The sequence below is a fragment of the Streptomyces sp. XY431 genome (genome assembly GCF_001279805.1).
GTDB lineage: Bacteria > Actinomycetota > Actinomycetes > Streptomycetales > Streptomycetaceae > Kitasatospora > Kitasatospora purpeofusca.
In genome coordinates this window covers 1-16186 of the sequence record NZ_LGDO01000347.1, presented here as the reverse complement: position 1 = coordinate 16186, position 16186 = coordinate 1, and the positions used below count along the sequence as shown (strand labels likewise).

At 72.9% G+C, this 16186-nt stretch carries 14 protein-coding genes; 12 read left to right on the top strand and 2 right to left on the bottom strand.

Going from position 1 to position 16186, the window contains the following annotated elements; genetic code table 11:
* Nucleotides 1-36: 36 nt before the first annotated feature.
* On the top strand, nt 37-933 hold the full coding sequence (locus ADK60_RS46955) for a MarR family winged helix-turn-helix transcriptional regulator (protein ID WP_051742929.1): 897 nt from the start codon (nt 37-39) through the stop codon (nt 931-933).
* Between the two features lie 206 nt (nt 934-1139).
* Here ADK60_RS46955 and ADK60_RS25910 read toward each other — a convergent pair whose 3' ends face one another.
* A complete protein-coding gene (locus ADK60_RS25910) occupies nt 1140-2003 on the bottom strand; it encodes an aldo/keto reductase (protein WP_053649199.1) in 864 nt (287 codons plus the stop codon).
* Between the two features lie 270 nt (nt 2004-2273).
* Here ADK60_RS25910 and ADK60_RS25905 point away from each other — a divergent pair, with 270 nt between their 5' ends.
* The 11 genes from ADK60_RS25905 (at nt 2274) to ADK60_RS25855 (ending at nt 13247) form a co-directional block, all read left to right on the top strand.
* Complete coding sequence (locus tag ADK60_RS25905) at nt 2274-4082, top strand: ABC transporter transmembrane domain-containing protein (RefSeq protein WP_053649197.1); 1809 nt, start codon at nt 2274-2276, stop codon at nt 4080-4082.
* Nucleotides 4083-4164: 82 nt separating this feature from the next.
* Entirely contained in the window at nt 4165-5937 is a 1773-nt protein-coding gene (locus tag ADK60_RS25900) for an ABC transporter ATP-binding protein (RefSeq protein ID WP_053649194.1), read from the top strand.
* 154 nt (nt 5938-6091) lie between these two features.
* Nucleotides 6092-6337: a LapA family protein gene (locus ADK60_RS25895; protein ID WP_052709591.1), complete on the top strand. Its 246-nt coding sequence runs from the start codon at nt 6092-6094 to the stop codon at nt 6335-6337.
* Nucleotides 6338-6402: 65 nt separating this feature from the next.
* The gene (locus ADK60_RS25890) at nt 6403-7131 is read left to right on the top strand and encodes an amino acid ABC transporter ATP-binding protein (RefSeq protein WP_234371248.1); all 729 of its coding nucleotides are present in this window, start codon (nt 6403-6405) and stop codon (nt 7129-7131) included.
* A gap of 10 nt (nt 7132-7141) precedes the next feature.
* Nucleotides 7142-8029: a glutamate ABC transporter substrate-binding protein gene (locus ADK60_RS25885; RefSeq protein WP_053649192.1), complete on the top strand. Its 888-nt coding sequence runs from the start codon at nt 7142-7144 to the stop codon at nt 8027-8029.
* A gap of 14 nt (nt 8030-8043) precedes the next feature.
* Nucleotides 8044-8688: an amino acid ABC transporter permease gene (locus ADK60_RS25880; RefSeq protein WP_045943774.1), complete on the top strand. Its 645-nt coding sequence runs from the start codon at nt 8044-8046 to the stop codon at nt 8686-8688.
* Nucleotides 8685-9554, top strand: coding sequence for an amino acid ABC transporter permease (locus ADK60_RS25875; RefSeq protein WP_053649191.1), 870 nt, complete (start codon nt 8685-8687; stop codon nt 9552-9554). Before ADK60_RS25880 ends, ADK60_RS25875 begins: the two co-directional genes overlap by 4 nt.
* 138 nt (nt 9555-9692) lie before the next feature.
* Nucleotides 9693-10607, top strand: a complete 915-nt coding sequence (locus tag ADK60_RS25870) for a LysR family transcriptional regulator (RefSeq protein ID WP_045943776.1) — start codon at nt 9693-9695, stop codon at nt 10605-10607.
* A 167-nt stretch (nt 10608-10774) separates the two neighbouring features.
* Nucleotides 10775-11341, top strand: coding sequence for a cysteine dioxygenase family protein (locus tag ADK60_RS25865; RefSeq protein WP_053649189.1), 567 nt, complete (start codon nt 10775-10777; stop codon nt 11339-11341).
* 7 nt (nt 11342-11348) lie between these two features.
* Nucleotides 11349-12407: a YeiH family protein gene (locus ADK60_RS25860; protein ID WP_079008686.1), complete on the top strand. Its 1059-nt coding sequence runs from the start codon at nt 11349-11351 to the stop codon at nt 12405-12407.
* Nucleotides 12408-12539: 132 nt separating this feature from the next.
* Nucleotides 12540-13247, top strand: a complete 708-nt coding sequence (locus ADK60_RS25855; protein WP_053649187.1) for a spermidine synthase family protein — start codon at nt 12540-12542, stop codon at nt 13245-13247.
* Nucleotides 13248-13407: 160 nt separating this feature from the next.
* Here ADK60_RS25855 and ADK60_RS25850 read toward each other — a convergent pair whose 3' ends face one another.
* A complete protein-coding gene (locus tag ADK60_RS25850) occupies nt 13408-15717 on the bottom strand; it encodes a glycosyl hydrolase family 18 protein (RefSeq protein ID WP_079008685.1) in 2310 nt (769 codons plus the stop codon).
* Between the last annotated feature and the right edge of the window lie 469 nt (nt 15718-16186).

Sequence of the window (16186 nt, the reverse complement as noted above, 5' to 3'; positions counted from 1 at the left end):
TCCCACACACACCGGGTGTGACATCGGGACGGATACATGGTGCTGGGGGAGATCCCGACGACCCGCGTGTCCGCGCGACTGCAGCAGTCGCCCGGACACCTCATCCGCGTTGCACAGCAGGTCCACACTCGACTGTGGTCCGAACATGTCGGGGCCGATCTCACGGCCCCGCAGTTCGCGGTCCTGTTGGTTCTCGCCCTCGAACCGGGCGCCGACCAGAGGACCGTCGGCGAGCGTGCCTCGCTCGACAAGGCCACAATGGCCGAGATGGTCGCCCGGCTGGTCCGGCGCGGCCTGGTGCTGCGGCGCCGAGACCCGGCCGACGGCCGGCGCAAGCTGCTCGCTCTCTCGCAGAGCGGTGCCCAGGCTGTTCGCGAGGCCACCGGCGGAGTGGTCCGTGTGCAGCGCACGCTCTTCGAGCCGCTCACTTCGGAGGAGCAGCTGGAGATTGTCCGTGTGATGGCCAAGATAGCCAGACTGGAGCCGGCCCAGGTCGCCGTCCTGACGGACGCGCGACCGATGCTGGACGCCCAGAGGGCGATCGGCTACCTGATCAGGGTGAGCCAGCAGGTGCACACCAAGCTCTGGTCGGAGCACGTCGGTTCGGAGCTGACGGCGCCGCAGTACGCGGTGCTGGACGCGCTCGAGCTGGAGCCGGGCGCCGACCAGCGCACGGTGGGCGAGCTCGCTTCGCTGGACAAGGCCACGATGGCGGAGATGGTCAGCCGGCTGGTCCGGCGCGGCCTGGTCCAGCGTCGCCGCGACCCCTCGGACGGGCGGCGCAACCTGCTGTCGCTCTCGCCGGCGGGTCAGGACCTGCTGCACCGCTCGTCCGCGGGCGTGGCCCAGGTCCAGCGGTTGCTGCTGGCTCCGCTGGAGGAGCACGAGCACGAGGCGGCGCTCGCGCTGATCGCCAAGGCGGCGCGGCTGTAGGCGAACGCCTCGGCCGTCCGGCAAAACGATTCGCCATCCGGTCGCTCCGCGGTCGTCCGTCGCTCACCCGTCGGCCGACCGTCCTCGACCGTGGGCCGTCGGCCCCGGACCGGTGACGGTTCGCGGGTCAACACGGCGAAGGCCGCCCTCCCCGATGCGGGAGGGCGGCCTTCGCCGTTGACGCGCGGGCGGTGCCGCCGGTCCGGTCAGTTCCAGTCGAATCCCTGCGGGTCCGGGCCGATCCGGGTGCCGGTGGTGACGCCGGCGATCGCGGCGAGGTCCTCGGCGTCCAGCTCGAAGCCGGCGACGTCGAGGTTCTCCTTGATCCGCGAGGGGGTGACCGACTTCGGGATCGCGATGATGCCGCTCTGCAGGTGCCAGCGGAGCACCACCTGGGCGACGGTGCGGCCGTGCTTCTCGGCGATCCGGACCAGGGCCGGCTCGGCGAGGAGGTCCTTGCCCTGGCCGAGCGGGCTCCACGCCTCGGTGGCGATGCCGTGCTCGGCGTGGAAGGCGCGCAGCTCCTCCTGCGGGAAGTACGGGTGCAGCTCGACCTGGTTCAGCACCGGGACGAGCGAGGACTCCTCGGCCAACCGGGTGAGCTGCTCGGTGCCGAAGTTGGAGACGCCGACCGACTTGACCCGGCCGTCGGCGCGCAGCTGCTCCAGGGCCTTCCACACATTGGCGTAGCTGCCGTGCATCGGGCGCGGCCAGTGGATCAGGTAGAGGTCGAGGTACTCCAGGCCGAGCCGCTCCAGGGAGGCGTCGAACTCGCGCAGCACCGCGTCGCGGCCCTGCTCGCCGGACCAGTCGCGGGTGCCGGAGTTCCACAGCTTGGTGGTGATGTAGAGGTCCTCGCGGGCGATGCCGCCGGACAGCGCATCGGCGACGGCCTTGCCGGTGCCGGTCTCGTTCTCGTAGATCGCGGCGGTGTCGATGGAGCGGTAGCCCGCCTCGATCGCGGCGCGGACGGCGGCGGTGGCCTCCGCGTCCGGCACCTGCCAGACCCCGAAGCCGAGCTGGGGGATGAGGTTGCCGTCGTTGAGCTCGAGGCTCGGGATGTTGCTCACGGAAGGAGTGCCCTCTCCTGGTCGTCCACGGTTCCTAGGGGGCAACCGGCGGGGGTGCCGGATTTGTTCCCCGGTCCCGGAGAAATTTTCCGACGCGCGCTACCGGCGCTTGCAGCAGCCTACGGGGTGGGTCCGACGGGCGGAAAACCTGTTGCGCAGATCACATCCGGGTTGGCAGTCTCGCTGCCATGACCTCCTGACCGACCCACGGCCGTGACCCTACCGGCCTCCCCCCTCGCCCTCCGCCCGCGCCGCCTCCAACGGAGCGTCATGCTGCTCAAAACCCTCCCGCTGGCCGACCCCGGCCGTCCGGAACTCTCCTCACCGCTCGGGTTCCTGCGCTGGCTCCAGCGCGGCCAGCGGCGCGGGCAGGTGCTCGCCACCTGCTGGTCGCTGCTGGAGATGGGCTGCCAGGCGGCCCTGCCGCTGCCGGTCGGCCTCGGTGTCCAGGCCGTCGTCGACGGGGACTCCGGCGCCCTGTGGCGGGCCGGCGTGCTCGCCCTGGTGCTGGCGGCGGTCTCCGCGGTCGGCACCGTCCTGCTGCACCGTCAGGCGGTCTGGAACTGGATCCACGCCGCCTGCCAGGTCCGGCAGCTGGTGGCCCGTCAGGCCTCCCACCTCGGCTCCGGGCTGTCCCGGCGGATCGCCACCGGCGAGATCGTCGCGGTCGGCAGCGGGGACGTCGAGAAGATCGGCTGGTACGTCGAGCTGGTCGCCCGGCTGCGCGGGGCGATCGTGGTCTGGCTCGGGGTGAGCGCCGCGGTGCTGGCCACCGAACCGGTGCTCGGGCTGGCCGTGCTGCTCGGGGTGCCGGTGCTCGCGGCCTCGGTCTGGCCGCTGCTGGGGCCGTTCGAGCGCCGCTACACCGAGCAGCGCGCGCTCGGCGGCAAGGCGACCGAGCTGGCCGCCGACACGGTGGCCGGACTCCGGGTGCTGCGCGGCATCGGCGGCGAGGAGCTCTTCCTCGACCGCTACCGGGCGGCCTCCCAGAAGGTCCGCGCGGCCGCCGTCCGCTCGGCCCGGATCTGGTCCCTGATGCAGGCCCAGCAAGTGCTGCTGCCCGGGCTGTTCGTGGTCGGGATCACCTGGTACGGCGCCCGGCAGGCGGCCGAGGGGCGGATCTCGATCGGCACCCTGGTCGCGGTCTACGGCGCCACGGCCTTCCTGGCCGCGCCGCTGCGGATCCTCGGCGAGGCGGCGCACGCCTGGAGCGTCGCCAGGGTCTCGGCCGGGCGGGCCGTCCGGGTGCTCTCGCTCACCCGGACCGACGGCGCCGGGACGAGCGGGCTCGCCGATCCGGCGCGCTCCGACCTGTACGACCCGGTCACCGGGCTGACCGCCCGGGCCGGGGAGCTGACCGCGGTGGTCTGCGGCGACCCGGACTTCGCCGGGGCGCTGGCCGAGCGGCTCGGCGGGCACGTCCCGGTGGCCGAGGGCGGGCAGCCGGAGCCCTCGGTCCGGCTCGGCGGCGTCGAGCTGGACACCGTCCCGCTGGCCGAGGCGCGGGCCGCCGTACTGGTGCACGACAAGGAGCCGGTGCTGCTCTCCGGCACCCTCGCGGCGCTGTTCGACATCCCCGCCTCCGGCCGGGTCGAGCCCGCCGAGGCGCTCGCCGCCGCCCGCGCGGAGGACGTGCTCGACGCCCTGGTGGACGGCTCGGCGGGCCTGACCGGCCGCGGCGAGGCGATGCGGGCGGAGATCACCGAGCGGGGCCGCTCGCTGTCCGGCGGGCAGCGCCAGCGGCTGGCGCTGGCCCGGGCGCTGCTGGCCGACCCGCCGGTCCTGGTGCTGGACGAGCCGACCAGTGCGGTCGACGCGCACACCGAGTCCCGGATCGCCGCCGGGCTGCGGAAGAACCGCGAGGGGCGCACCACGGTGGTCCTCGCGACCAGCCCGCTGCTGCTCGACCGGGCGGACCGGGTGGTGCTGGTCCGGGACGGCCGGGTGGCCGCGAGCGGCTCGCACCGCGAGCTGATGCGCGGCGAGCCGGCCTACCGGGCGGTGGTGACCCGCGAGGAGGAGCCCGCGTGGGTCGGGCCGGGGGCCGAGGTGCCGGCGCGGGTGGGGGAGCGGTCATGAGGCGCCGCCGCCCGGCCGGGGTGCGCCCCGACGCCGCGTCCCGGTGGAACCGTCCGATCCCGTCCGAGCCGAGGAGTGACGCATGAAGCCCCCCGTCCAGCAGGAGCAGGGGCCGGCCACCACGCTGCCGGTCGGCTCACCGGCCGCCGTGCGCGGCTACCTCCGGGTGCTGGCCCGGCGCCACCGCGGGGCGTTCTCGGCGGTGGTCGGGCTGCACACGGTGGCCACCGTGGCCGGGCTGGTCGGGCCGTGGGTGCTCGGCACGCTGGTCGAGTCGCTGGCCACCGGCACCGCCGGGTCCACCATCACGGTGGCCGTGGCCTGGTACCTGCTCGCGCTGGCGGTGCAGTCCGCGTTCACCTGGTGGTCGCGGCTGCGCGGCGCCGTGCTCGGCGAGCGGGTGCTGGCCGACCTCCGGGAGGACTTCCTGGTCCGCTCGGTGGCGCTGCCGACCGGTGTGCTGGAGCGGGCCGGGACGGGTGACCTGGTCTCCCGCGGCACCACCGACATCGACCGGCTGGACAAGTCGGTGCGCGAGGCGGTGCCGGAGCTGGCGGTGGCGATCGTCTCGCTGCTGCTGGTCCTCGGCGCCCTGGTGGTCACCTCGCCGCTGCTCGCGCTCACCTCGCTGCTCGGCCTGCCCCTGCTGCTGGCCTCCTCCCGCTGGTACTTCCGGCGTGCCCCGCAGTCCTACCGGAACGAGTCCGCCGGGTACGCGGCGGTGAACTCCGTGCTGGCCGAGACGGTGGACGCGGGCCGGACGGTGGAGTCGCTGCGGCTCGGCGAGCAGCGGGTCCGGCTGACCGACCGCAAGCTGGCGGAGTGGATCGCCTGGGAGCGGTACACCCTCTGGCTGCGCTCGGCGTGGTTCCCGACCATCGACGCGGTGTACACCCTGGCGGTGCTCGGTCCGCTGCTGCTCGGCGGGCTGTTCGCGCTGCGGGGCTGGATCTCCGTGGGCCAGCTGACCACCGGGGTGCTGTACGCGCAGGCGCTGGTGGCCCCGGTCGACCTGATCCTGCGGTGGTACGACGAGCTGCAGATCGGGCAGGCCTCGCTGGCCCGGCTGGTCGGCGTGCACGAGGTGCCGATGGCGGAGAACGACGACGAGGCCCGGCCGAGCGGGCGGCGGGTCGAGGCGCGGGACGTGCGCTTCGGCTACCGGGAGGGCGCCGATGTGCTGCACGGCATCAGCCTGGACGTCGCGCCGGGCAGCCGGGTGGCCCTGGTCGGGCCGTCCGGGGCCGGGAAGTCCACGCTGGGCCGGTTGCTGGCCGGGATCTACGCCCCGGGCCGGGGCAGTGTGACCCTCGGCGGGGCGGCGCTGTCCCGGATGCCGGCCGAGCGGGTGCGCTCCGAGGTGGCGCTGGTCAACCAGGAGCACCATGTGTTCGTCGGGACGCTCCGGGACAACCTGCTGCTGGCCGCGCCCGGGGCGGACGACGCCGAGCTGCGCGGGGCGCTGGACGCGGTGGACGCCGGGGAGTGGGTGGACGCGCTTTCGGCCGGTCTCGACACCGAGGTCGGCTCCGGCGGCGCCGCGCTGACGCCGCCGCAGGCCCAGCAGCTGGCGCTGGCCCGGCTGGTGCTGGCGGATCCGCACACCCTGGTGCTGGACGAGGCCACCTCGCTGCTGGACCCGCGGGCCGCCCGGCACCTGGAGCGTTCGCTCTCCCGGGTGCTGGAGGGCCGTACGGTGATCGCCATCGCGCACCGGCTGCACACCGCGCACGACGCGGACGTGATCGCGGTGGTCGAGGACGGGCGGATCAGCGAGTACGGCAGCCACCCGGAGCTGGTGGCGGCCGGCGGTCCGTACGCGGCGCTGTGGCGGTCCTGGCGGGACGAGGGGTGAGACCGCACCGCCGACGGAGCACGGTCGGCGGCGCATGACGGAGAATCACGGAGCGTGACGAGAGGTGACCCGGCGCGGGGCGGGGTTGCCCCGTGCGGGTTACTCCCGGGCGCGTGGCCGGGCAAACCCTCCCATTCGCCCGCAGACTGCACGGGTGACCAAGATTTCGGACGGCGCCTCCGGCACCAAGCGCAGTGAGATCGGTGGGATTCCCACCCGGTACATCGGGATCGGCGTCATCGTCGTCCTCGCGGTGTGGTTCCTGTTCGCCAACCTCGACAAGGTGCAGATCCAGTTCTGGGTGTTCACCGTGACCGCTCCGCTCTGGATCGCCCTGCTGGGCACCCTGATCGCCGGCGGGGCCCTCGGCTGGCTGCTGAAGGGGCGGCGCGGACGGTGAGCACCGCCGAGCCGCCACCCGGGCCCGGACCGGCTTCCGGCCCCGGGCCCGGCGGCTTCACCCCGCTGATCGAGATGCGCGGGGTCAACAAGCACTTCGGTGCGCTGCACGTGCTCCAGGACATCGAGCTGACGATCGGCCGCGGCGAGGTCGTGGTGGTGATCGGGCCGTCCGGCTCCGGGAAGTCCACGCTCTGCCGGGCCGTCAACCGGCTGGAGCCGATCGAGTCCGGCACCATCCTGATCGACGGCCGGCCGCTGCCCGAGGAAGGCAAGGGGCTGGCCCGGCTGCGGGCCGACGTCGGGATGGTGTTCCAGTCCTTCAACCTGTTCGCGCACCGGACCGTGCTGCAGAACGTCTCGCTGGCGCAGATCAAGGTGCGCGGACGGGCCAGGGCCGAGGCGGACGCCAAGTCCAGGGCGCTGCTGGAGCGGGTCGGGCTGGCCGACCAGGCGGACAAGTACCCGGCCCAGCTCTCCGGGGGCCAGCAGCAGCGGGTGGCGATCGCCCGGGCGCTGGCGATGGACCCGAAGGCGCTGCTCTTCGACGAGCCGACCTCGGCCCTGGACCCCGAGATGATCAACGAGGTGCTGGACGTGATGCGCCTGCTGGCGCACGAGGGCATGACCATGGTCGTGGTGACCCACGAGATGGGCTTCGCCCGCTCCGCCGCCAACCGGGTGGTCTTCATGGCGGACGGCCGGATCGTCGAGGACCGCGCGCCGGAGGATTTCTTCGGAGCCCCGGAGAGCGAGCGCGCCCGGGACTTCCTCTCCAAGATCCTGAAGCACTGAGGCCCGGCCCGTGAAGAAGACCGTCACCCTGCTGGCCGCGGCCCTGCTGCTGGCCGGCTGCGGCAAACCCGGCACCCCGCCGCCCAAGGGGCCGCAGCCCAGCGCGCTGCCCAGCTACCAGGTGGCGACCGGGAACCCGGTCACCGGCTCCCCGACCCTGGACGGCGCCCGGGCCCGGGGGCACCTGGTGGTCGGTGCCAAGGAGGACCAGCCCTACCTCGGCCAGAAGAACCCGGCCACCGGCGTGTACTCCGGCTTCGACATCGAGATCGCCAAGATGGTCGGCGCCGACCTGGGCTTCGGCCCGGACCGGATCGAGTTCCGCACCATCGCCTCGGCCAACCGCGAGACCGCGCTGCAGAACGGCCAGGTCGACTACTACGTCGGCACCTACACCATCAACGACAACCGCAAGAAGCTGGTCGGCTTCGCCGGGCCGTACTACCTGGCCGGGCAGTCGCTGCTGGTGCGCAAGAACAACAAGGACATCAACGGACCGCAGGACCTGGACGGCAAGAAGGTCTGCTCGGCGGCCGGCTCCACCCCGTACCAGCGGATCCAGAAGCAGTACCCGAAGGCGGAGCTGATCGGCTACGACACCTACTCGGCCTGCGTGGACAACCTGATCACCTCCCAGGTGGACGCCGTCACCACGGACAACACCATCCTGATGGGCTACGCGGCCAAGGTGCCGGACGAGCTCAAGGTGGTCGGCCCGCTGTTCTCCCAGGAGCCGTACGGGATCGGCACGCCCAAGAACGACACCGTGCTGCGCGGCGCGCTCAACGACGCGCTGGCGCGCCACGAGGAGAACGGCGACTGGAAGAAGGCGTACGACGCGACCCTCGGCCTGTCCGGGATCCCCGCGCCCACCCCGCCGCCGATCGACCGGTACTGAGGGAGGGCCGGGCTGTGAAAACGCTGACCGACAACTGGTCGACCTACTGGGAGGGCTTCCTCGGGACGCTCTCGCTGTTCGCGGTGAGCGCGGTGCTGGCCCTGGTGCTCGGGGTGCTGATCGCGAGTTTCCGGGTCTCGCCGGTGAAGCCGCTGCGGGTGTTCGGCACCACCTGGGTGACGCTGCTGCGCAACACCCCGCTCACCCTGCTGTTCTTCATCGTGGTGCTGGGCCTGCCGCGCTTCGACATCACCCTGCCGTTCTTCACCTTCGCGGTGCTCGCGCTCGGCTGCTACACCTCGGCCTTCGTCTGCGAGGCGATGCGCGCGGGCGTGAACACCGTGCCGGTCGGCCAGGGCGAGGCGGCGCGCAGCCTGGGCATGACCTTCGGCCAGACGATGGGGCTGGTGGTGCTGCCGCAGGCGTACCGGTCGGTGGTGGCCCCGATCGGCAGTGTGATGATCGCGCTGGCGAAGAACACCGCGATCGCGGGCTCGTTCAGCGTCACCGAGCTGCTCGGCACCTACCGGACCATCAACGAGCTGGGCTACAGCATCGTCTGGACCTTCGTCTGGATCGCCGTCGGCTACCTGATCATCACCCTGGCCGTCAGTGTCGTGTTCAACCTGCTGGAACGACGAGTGGCGGTGTCGCGATGACGGTGGAATCCTCGGCGCTCTACGACATCCCGGGCCCGAAGGCGCTCGCCCGGCACCGGCTGTACGGCGGGATCGCGCTGCTGGTGATCGCCGCGCTGCTCGGCTGGATCGTCTACATGCTCTTCCACACCCAGCAGTTCACCGAGTCCAAGTGGATGGCCTTCGAGTACAAGGGCGTCCAGGAGCTGCTGCTGCGCGGGCTCGGCAACACCCTCAAGGCCTTCGGCTGGACGGTGCTGTTCGCGCTGCCGTTCGGCGCGCTGTTCGCCGCCGGGCGGCTCTCCGACCACCGCGCGGTGCGGATGCTGTCCACGCTGGTGGTGGAGTTCTTCCGGGCCATGCCGCTGCTGGTGATGATCTTCTTCATCTTCGTCGCGCTCAAGGTCGCGCCGCTCTGGGCACTGGTGGCGGGACTGGTGCTCTACAACGGCTCGGTGCTGGCCGAGGTGTTCCGGGCCGGGGTGCTGGCGGTGCCCAAGGGGCAGAAGGAGGCGGCCTACGCGCTCGGCATGCGCAAGACCCAGGTCATGGCCTACGTCCTGGTGCCGCAGGCCAACCGGGCGATGCTGCCGGCCATCATCAGCCAGCTGGTGGTGGCGCTCAAGGACACCTCGCTGGGTTTCCTGATCACCTACGAGGAGTTCCTGCACGCGGGCAAGCTGATCGCCACCAACCTGGACTACGACCTGCCGTTCATCCCGGTGGTGATGGTGATCGCGCCGATCTACATCGGCATGTGTCTGCTGCTGTCCTGGTTCGCGCGCTGGGTCGAGCGGCAGAGCCGGCGCCGGCCGAGCATGCGGGGCGGGGCGCCGGTGGCCAGTGCCGAGGTGGCGATGGGGCTGCCGCCGGCCGCGCAGGGGTGACCGCGCGGCCCGATCGCCGGGGGCGCGAGGGGTGTCCGTTCCCGGAGTGAACCATAGGTACGAACGGGGGTCGGCTCGATACCTCCAAACTCTGCTTATGATTGCCGGGCAGTGGCACGGCGGCCGGGCGGAGGCACAGTGGAGCCGGTATTCGACTCACGGCACATCCGGACCTTCCACGAGGTCGTCCGGGCCGGCTCCTACTCGGCGGCGGCCCGCGAACTCGGCTACACCCAGCCCGCCATCACCCAGCAGATGAAGGCCCTGGAACGCAGCGTCGGCCTGCCGCTGTTCACCCGGGCCGGGCGCGGGCTGCGGCTCACCGAGGCGGGCGAGGCGCTCTCCCGGCACGCCGAGCAGATCCTCGGCAGCCTCTCCGCCGCCCAGCAGCAGCTGGCCGCACTGGCCCGGCTGCGCGCCGGACGCGTCCGGGTCTGCGCGTTCCCGAGCGCCAACGCCACTCTGATACCCGAGACCATGGCCCGGCTGCTCGCCGAGCACCCGGGCGTCCGGGTCGAACTGCTGGAGGCCGAGCCGCCCGACTCCGTGCAGCGGCTGCTGCGCGGCGAGTGCGACATCGCGCTGGCCTTCCGCTATCCCGGCGCGCCCGCCGAGGTGCCGCCGGAGCTGGACGAGATCCCGCTGATGGAGGACCTGCTGACGGTGCTGCTGCCGGTCGGCCACCCGCTCGGCCGCCGGCACGCCGTCCGGCTCGCCGATCTCGACGGCGAGCGGTGGATCGCCGGCTGCCCGCGCTGCCGGGCCAACCTGCTGCACGTCTGCGCGGAGGAGGGGTTCGCGCCGGACATCGTGTTCTCCACCGACGACAATCTCGCGGTGCAGAGCCTGGTCGCCGCCGGGGTCGGGATCGCGCTGATGCCCGCGCTGGTGCTCTCCTTCATGTGCCACCGCAAGGTCACCGGCCGGGCCGTGGAGCCGCATCTGCGGCGGCAGGTCAGTGCGTACGTGCTCCGCGAGCACCGGCGGATCCCCGCCACCGCGCTGGTGCTCGACCAACTGCGGCAGGCGGCGGCGGCCCGCGTCGGGTGCTGATCCGGGGGGCCGGGCGTCGAACCCGGGCCGATCGGCCCCGGACTGATCGAGCCTGGCCCGATTGATCCTGGCCTGATCGGTCCCGGCCCGATCGATAAGCAATGGTTGGGGGAGGGTGAAAGAACCCTCCTTGGACGTGATAGGTCGCGCGGGGCGACGCTACCGCCATGACAACGTCAGCCACGGTCGGCAGCGGCCGGCTCACCGAGCGTATGACCGCCCTCGTCGGCGAGATCCGCGCCGTGGTGGACCGCGGCCTGCCACCGGAACTCACCGCCTACCTGGTCGGCGAGCGCCTCGCCCCGCACCTCGGCGACAGCGAGCTGCTCTCCGCCGAGCAGCGCGAGGGCGACCCGGACCGCTACCGCCAGCACGTCCTCCACGCCGAGGAGGACGGCTCCTTCTCGGTCGTCGCGCTGGTCTGGCTGCCCGGCCAGCGGACCCCGATCCACGACCACGTCTCCTGGTGCGTGGCCGGCGTCCACCAGGGCCAGGAGAGCGAGACCCGCTACCGGCTGGTGTCCGACGGACGCACCGCCCACCTGGTGGAGACCGAGCACGTGGTCGGCCCGGCCGGCACCGTGGCCGCGTTCGCCCCGCCCGGCGACATCCACCTGGTCCGCAACGCGTGCGGCTCCACCGCCATCTCCGTCCACGTGTACGGCGCCGACGTGGCCAAGCTCGGCACCAGCATCCGGCGCGTCTACCGGCTGCCCGCCGGCGAACAGCGGTGAGCCCCGTATGGCCCTGACCCTCCGGGACCGCCGGGTGCGGCCGGTCCGCACCCGCGTCCTGCCCCCGCTCGGCGGCGACGCCCCCGGCCTGCTGCTCGCGGTGCTCGGCGTGGCCGCCGCGATCGCCGTCCACCAGGCCGTTCCCGCCGTGCCCAAGCTCACCGCCGCCGTCGTGCTCGGCATCGCCGCCGCCCACCTGCCCGGGCTGCGACCGGTGGTCCGCGGCGTCGCCCGGCCCGGGCTCTCGATGGCCGGCAAGCGGCTGATGCGGATCGGCATCGTGCTGCTCGGCCTCAAACTGAGCCTCGACGACGTGCTCGGCCTCGGCTGGGCCACTGTCGCCATGGTGCTCACCGTGGTCGGGGCCACCTTCGCCGGCACGCTCTGGCTCGGGCGGCGGCTCGGGCTGCCCGGCGACCAGCCGCTGCTGGTCGCCACCGGCTACTCGATCTGCGGCGCCTCGGCGATCGGCGCGGTCAGCCAGGCCGCCGGCAGCGAGGAGGAGGACGTCGCCGCCTCCGTCGCCCTGGTCACCCTCTGCGGGACCCTGGCGATCGCCGTCCTGCCGCTGCTCCAGCAGCCGCTCGGGCTCGACCCCAGCGGCTTCGGGCGCTGGGTCGGCGCCAGCGTCCACGACGTCGGGCAGGTGGTCGCCACCGCGCAGACCGGCGGCGCCGGCGCGCTGCGCGAAGCGGTGCTGGTCAAACTGATGCGGGTGGTCCTGCTGGCGCCGCTGGTCGCCGGGGTCGCGGTGGCCGTCCGGCGCTCGCACCGGCGGGCCGGCACCGCGCCGACCGCCGGCAAGCGTCCGCCGCTGCTGCCGCTGTTCGTCGCCGGGTTCCTGGCCATGATCGTGCTGCGCACCACCGGGGTACTGCCCGAGCGGGCCCTCGCGCTCGCCGGGGACACCCAGGAGCTGCTGCTCGCGGCCGCCCTGTTCGGGCTCGGCAGCGCCGTCCATCTGCCGACCATGGTGCGCACCGGCGGCCGGATCGCGCTGCTCGGGCTCGGCTCCTGGCTGGTGGTGGCGGGGGTGTCGTACGCCGGAGTGCTGATCACCACGTAACCACCGGAGTGCTGATCACCACGTAAATCGGGCGCCCGCCGGGGCCGGCTCGGCTATCGTCGGGCGGGTGGTCCGGCCCTCGGAGGTCGTCCCGCGTGCCCGTGCCCCCGACTCCGCGGAGGAACCCGCCGCATGTACAGCGCACTGCCCGAACGGGACGGCTCCGCCGCCGTCGTCACGCTGGACCGGCGCGAGGGTCCGTTCGGGGAAGTGGCGCTGCGCCGGCGCGGGCAGGACTACGAGATCATCGCCAACGGCTGCTTCCTGATGGACACCGCCGACGGGCGCTCCGAGCGGTTGCTGATCGGGGTGGCGCTGGAGGAGCTCGACCGGACCGGGCCGGTGGCGCGGCCGTCCCTGCTGATCGGCGGGCTCGGGGTGGGATTCTCGTTGGCGCACGCGGCGGCCGAGCCGCGCTGGGGCCGGATCGCGGTGGTGGAGCGCGAGAGCGCGATCATCGACTGGCACCGCAGTGGACCGCTGGCCGCGTTCTCGGCCGGGGCGCTGGAGGACGAGCGGGTCGAGGTGCTGCACACCGACCTGCTGGAGTACCTGGCCGGGGCCGACGGCGCCCGCTACGACGCGCTGTGCCTGGACATCGACAACGGGCCGGACTGGACCGTCACCGACGGCAACGCCGGGCTGTACGGCGCGGACGGACTGGCGGTGCTGCGCCACCGGCTGGAGCCGGGCGGGGTGCTGGCGGTCTGGAGCGCCCGGCCGTCGCCGGACTTCGAGGAGGAGCTGCGGGCGGCCGGCTTCTCCGACGTGGTGACCCATGAGATCGAGGTCGCCCGGGGTGTGCCCGACGTCGTGCACCTGGCCCGCCGCGCGCGGTGAGCAGGCTCGACCGCTCGCCGCTCTCCCACACTTTGCAAAGTCTGCACTTTGCAAAGTGTGGGAGGCGGCCGTCGGGGCGGGCCAGGGCCTGACGGCCGGAGAGTGACGGTCAGGGCATGGACGGACGGGGTGTCAACGGTCGGGGTGTCAACGGACGGGGCTACTTGAGGCCGTTGTCCACCGCGGCCATCAGCTCGCCGTTCGGGGTGTCACCGTCGAAGGCCCAGATCATCGCGCCGGCCAGCCCCTGGGACTTGATCCAGGCGGTCTTGCGGGCGATCTCGGTCGGGTCGTCGTAGGAGTAGAACACCGTGCCGTTGTAGATGTAGGCGTACCCGGCGACCGGGTCCCGGTAGATGGTGTAACCACCGCCGGTGGCCATCTGCTTGAGCTTCTTGTAGTCCTCGAAGCCGGCCTCGTAGGTGCCCGGGCCGGGGCCCGTCGCGGTCTGGAAGAGGCCGTTGGTGGTGCCGCGCGGGACGCCCGTCCAGCCTCGGCCGTAGAACGGGATGCCCAGCGTGAGCTTGCTCTTCGGGGCACCGCCGGAGACGTACGCGCCGATCGCGACCTCGGAGCTGAACTGCCGGGCCGGCGGGTTCGGGTCGCCCGCCGCGACCTTGATCGCGGACTGCTGGTTGGTGACCATCTCCCAGCCGCCGTGGTAGTCGTAGCCCTGGATGGTGGCGAAGTCGAAGGCGCCGAACAGGCCGGGGATGTCGATGCCGGCGGCGACCTTCGCCGGGTCGGCCGGGAGGAATGCGCTCAGCGTGTAGTGCTTGCCGGTGGTGGCGCCGAGGGCGTCCAGCTGGCGGCGGAACTCCTGGGCCAGCAGGGTGTAGTTGGCCTTGTCGGCGGGCCGGAAGATGTTCCCGGTGTGCCCGTCGGAGTTCGGCCACTCCCAGTCGAGGTCGATGCCCTCGAAGATGCCCGCCGCGCTGCCCGCGCCGCCGCGGCCGTCGATCACCGGCAGATTGCCCTTGATGTACATGTCGATGCAGGAGCTGACCAGCGCCTTGCGGGAGGCGTCGGTGGCCGCCGCGTCGGAGAACCACTTGCTGTACGACCAACCGCCCAGCGAGATCTGGATCTTGAGGTTGGGGTACTTGGCCTTGAGCTGCTTCAGCTGGTTGAAGTTGCCAGCCAGCTTCTGGTCCCAGGTGTCGGTGGTCCCGGCCACCGAGCTGCCCGCGTCCCAGCCCTTGCCGAAGTCGGCCCAGGCGTCACCGGCGCCGTCGCCCGCGTTCGGGTCGTTGTCCGGACCGGCCGCCTTGTTGGTGATGAAGCACTGCTTGGTGCTCGGGTGGATGTTGGCGAAGGCGTAGTTGAGCGTGGTGAGCCGGCCGGCCGAGCCCGAGGTGTCGAGCTGCTTCACGCTGTAGCCGCGGGCGTAGATGCTCCACTGGGTGAAGTAGCCGATCTTCAGCGCGGCCGGGTTGCTGCCGCCGGGCTTGGTCTTCCCGGTCACCGGGCCGGAGGCGGGCGAGACGTTGCCGGCCGCGTCCCGGGCCTTGACGGTGAAGGTGTACGAGGTGTCCGGCGCCAGGCTGCCGACGGTCGCGGCGGGCGTGGTCACGGTCGCGGCCAGCGCGGTGCCGTTGTACACGTCGTAGGCGGTGACGCCGACGTTGTCGGTGCTCGGGGCCCAGCTCAGCGAGACGGAGCTGGCGTCCGAGCCGGTCACGGCGGGGGTGCCCGGCGTGCTGGGCGCCTCGCGGTCCTCGACCGGGGGACTGGTGGTGGCGCTCACCGGGCCGGCCGCCGCGGAGCGGTTGCCCGCCGCGTCGAAGGCCTGGACGGTGAACTGGTAGGCGGTGCCGGCGGTCAGGCCCTGCACGGTGACACCGGTGGTGGCGCCGTCGGCGGTGGCCACCTTGGTGCCGCCCTGGAACACGTCGTAGCCGGTGACGGCCACGTTGTCGGTGCTGGCGGTCCAGGACAGGTCGACCGAGGTCTGGGTGACGGTGCCGGTCCTGAGGTTGCCGGGGACGGTCGGCGCGGTCTGGTCGCCGCCGCTGTTGCCGTCGCAGGGCTGGCCGTTGACCTTGCAGTTCTTCAGCGGCTGGTAGCTGCCGGAGTAGGCGATGTTGAAGCCGACGTTGTAGGTGCCGCCGGCCGGCAGAGTCGCGGCCCAGCCGGGGTTCTTCACCGTGACGTGGGAGGCCGAGGTGGTGTAGCTGGCGTTCCAGAGGCCCGCCACGGTGTTGCCGGTCGGGAGGTCGAACTCCAGGGTCCAGCCGTTGACCGGGGCGCTGGAGCCGTTGGTGATGGTGTAACTGCCCTCGTAGCCGGTGCTCCAGTCGCTGCCCTTGGCGAAGGCCGCGGTGACGGACCCGGCGGCGGCCTCGGCGGCCGAGGTGGCGGCACGCTCGGCCGCGGCGCTGGCCAGGGTGGCGGGGAGGGCGGCGGCGAGAACCGGGACAAGCAGGGTCCCGGCTGCCAGTAGCGGCAGGCTGATCCGACGTCTGCGCATGGATGTGGCTCCTGTCCTGGGGTCCCGGGGCAGGCCCGGACGCCCCGTTACCCGTGGGGAGGTGTCAGGTGCGTGGAGCGGTGTGCTCCGGGCCATGGGGGCGGCGCGGAACCGGTCCTCGGGCCGTCGGGGTGCCACGGAGGATCCTGTGCCGAGGGTAGGGAGCGGACCGGCAACTGGCAATAGGTCTGTACCAGTTGACGGTCGTGGGCATGACGGACGGCGCGCACCCGCCCGGTCCGCCGGTGGAAGGGCGGGCCGGGCGGGTGCGCGCGGGTCGGGCCGGGGTGGCGGGGCGCGGTTCGGCTCAGCCGAAGGGGTCGCGCTCCGGCGCGGGGACGCTCGGCGGGGCGGTCGGCGGCGGCGGGACGGACTGCGGGCCGGGCACGGTCGTGCCGAACGGGTCGGCGGCCCGCTCGGCGGCGGTCACCGTACCGAAGGGGTCGGGGGCGGCCACGGCCTGGTGCGC

Bases quoted from the DNA above. Each gene is read 5' to 3' on its own strand.
- ADK60_RS46955 (WP_051742929.1), top strand. From the start codon at position 37: ATGGTGCTGGGGGAGATCCCGACGACCCGCGTGTCCGCGCGACTGCAG.
- ADK60_RS25905 (WP_053649197.1), top strand. From the start codon at position 2,274: ATGCTGCTCAAAACCCTCCCGCTGGCCGACCCCGGCCGTCCGGAACTC.
- ADK60_RS25900 (WP_053649194.1), top strand. From the start codon at position 4,165: ATGAAGCCCCCCGTCCAGCAGGAGCAGGGGCCGGCCACCACGCTGCCG.
- ADK60_RS25875 (WP_053649191.1), top strand. From the start codon at position 8,685: ATGACGGTGGAATCCTCGGCGCTCTACGACATCCCGGGCCCGAAGGCG.
- ADK60_RS25865 (WP_053649189.1), top strand. From the start codon at position 10,775: ATGACAACGTCAGCCACGGTCGGCAGCGGCCGGCTCACCGAGCGTATG.
- ADK60_RS25860 (WP_079008686.1), top strand. From the start codon at position 11,349: ATGGCCCTGACCCTCCGGGACCGCCGGGTGCGGCCGGTCCGCACCCGC.
- ADK60_RS25855 (WP_053649187.1), top strand. From the start codon at position 12,540: ATGTACAGCGCACTGCCCGAACGGGACGGCTCCGCCGCCGTCGTCACG.
- ADK60_RS25850 (WP_079008685.1), bottom strand. From the start codon at position 15,717: ATGCGCAGACGTCGGATCAGCCTGCCGCTACTGGCAGCCGGGACCCTG.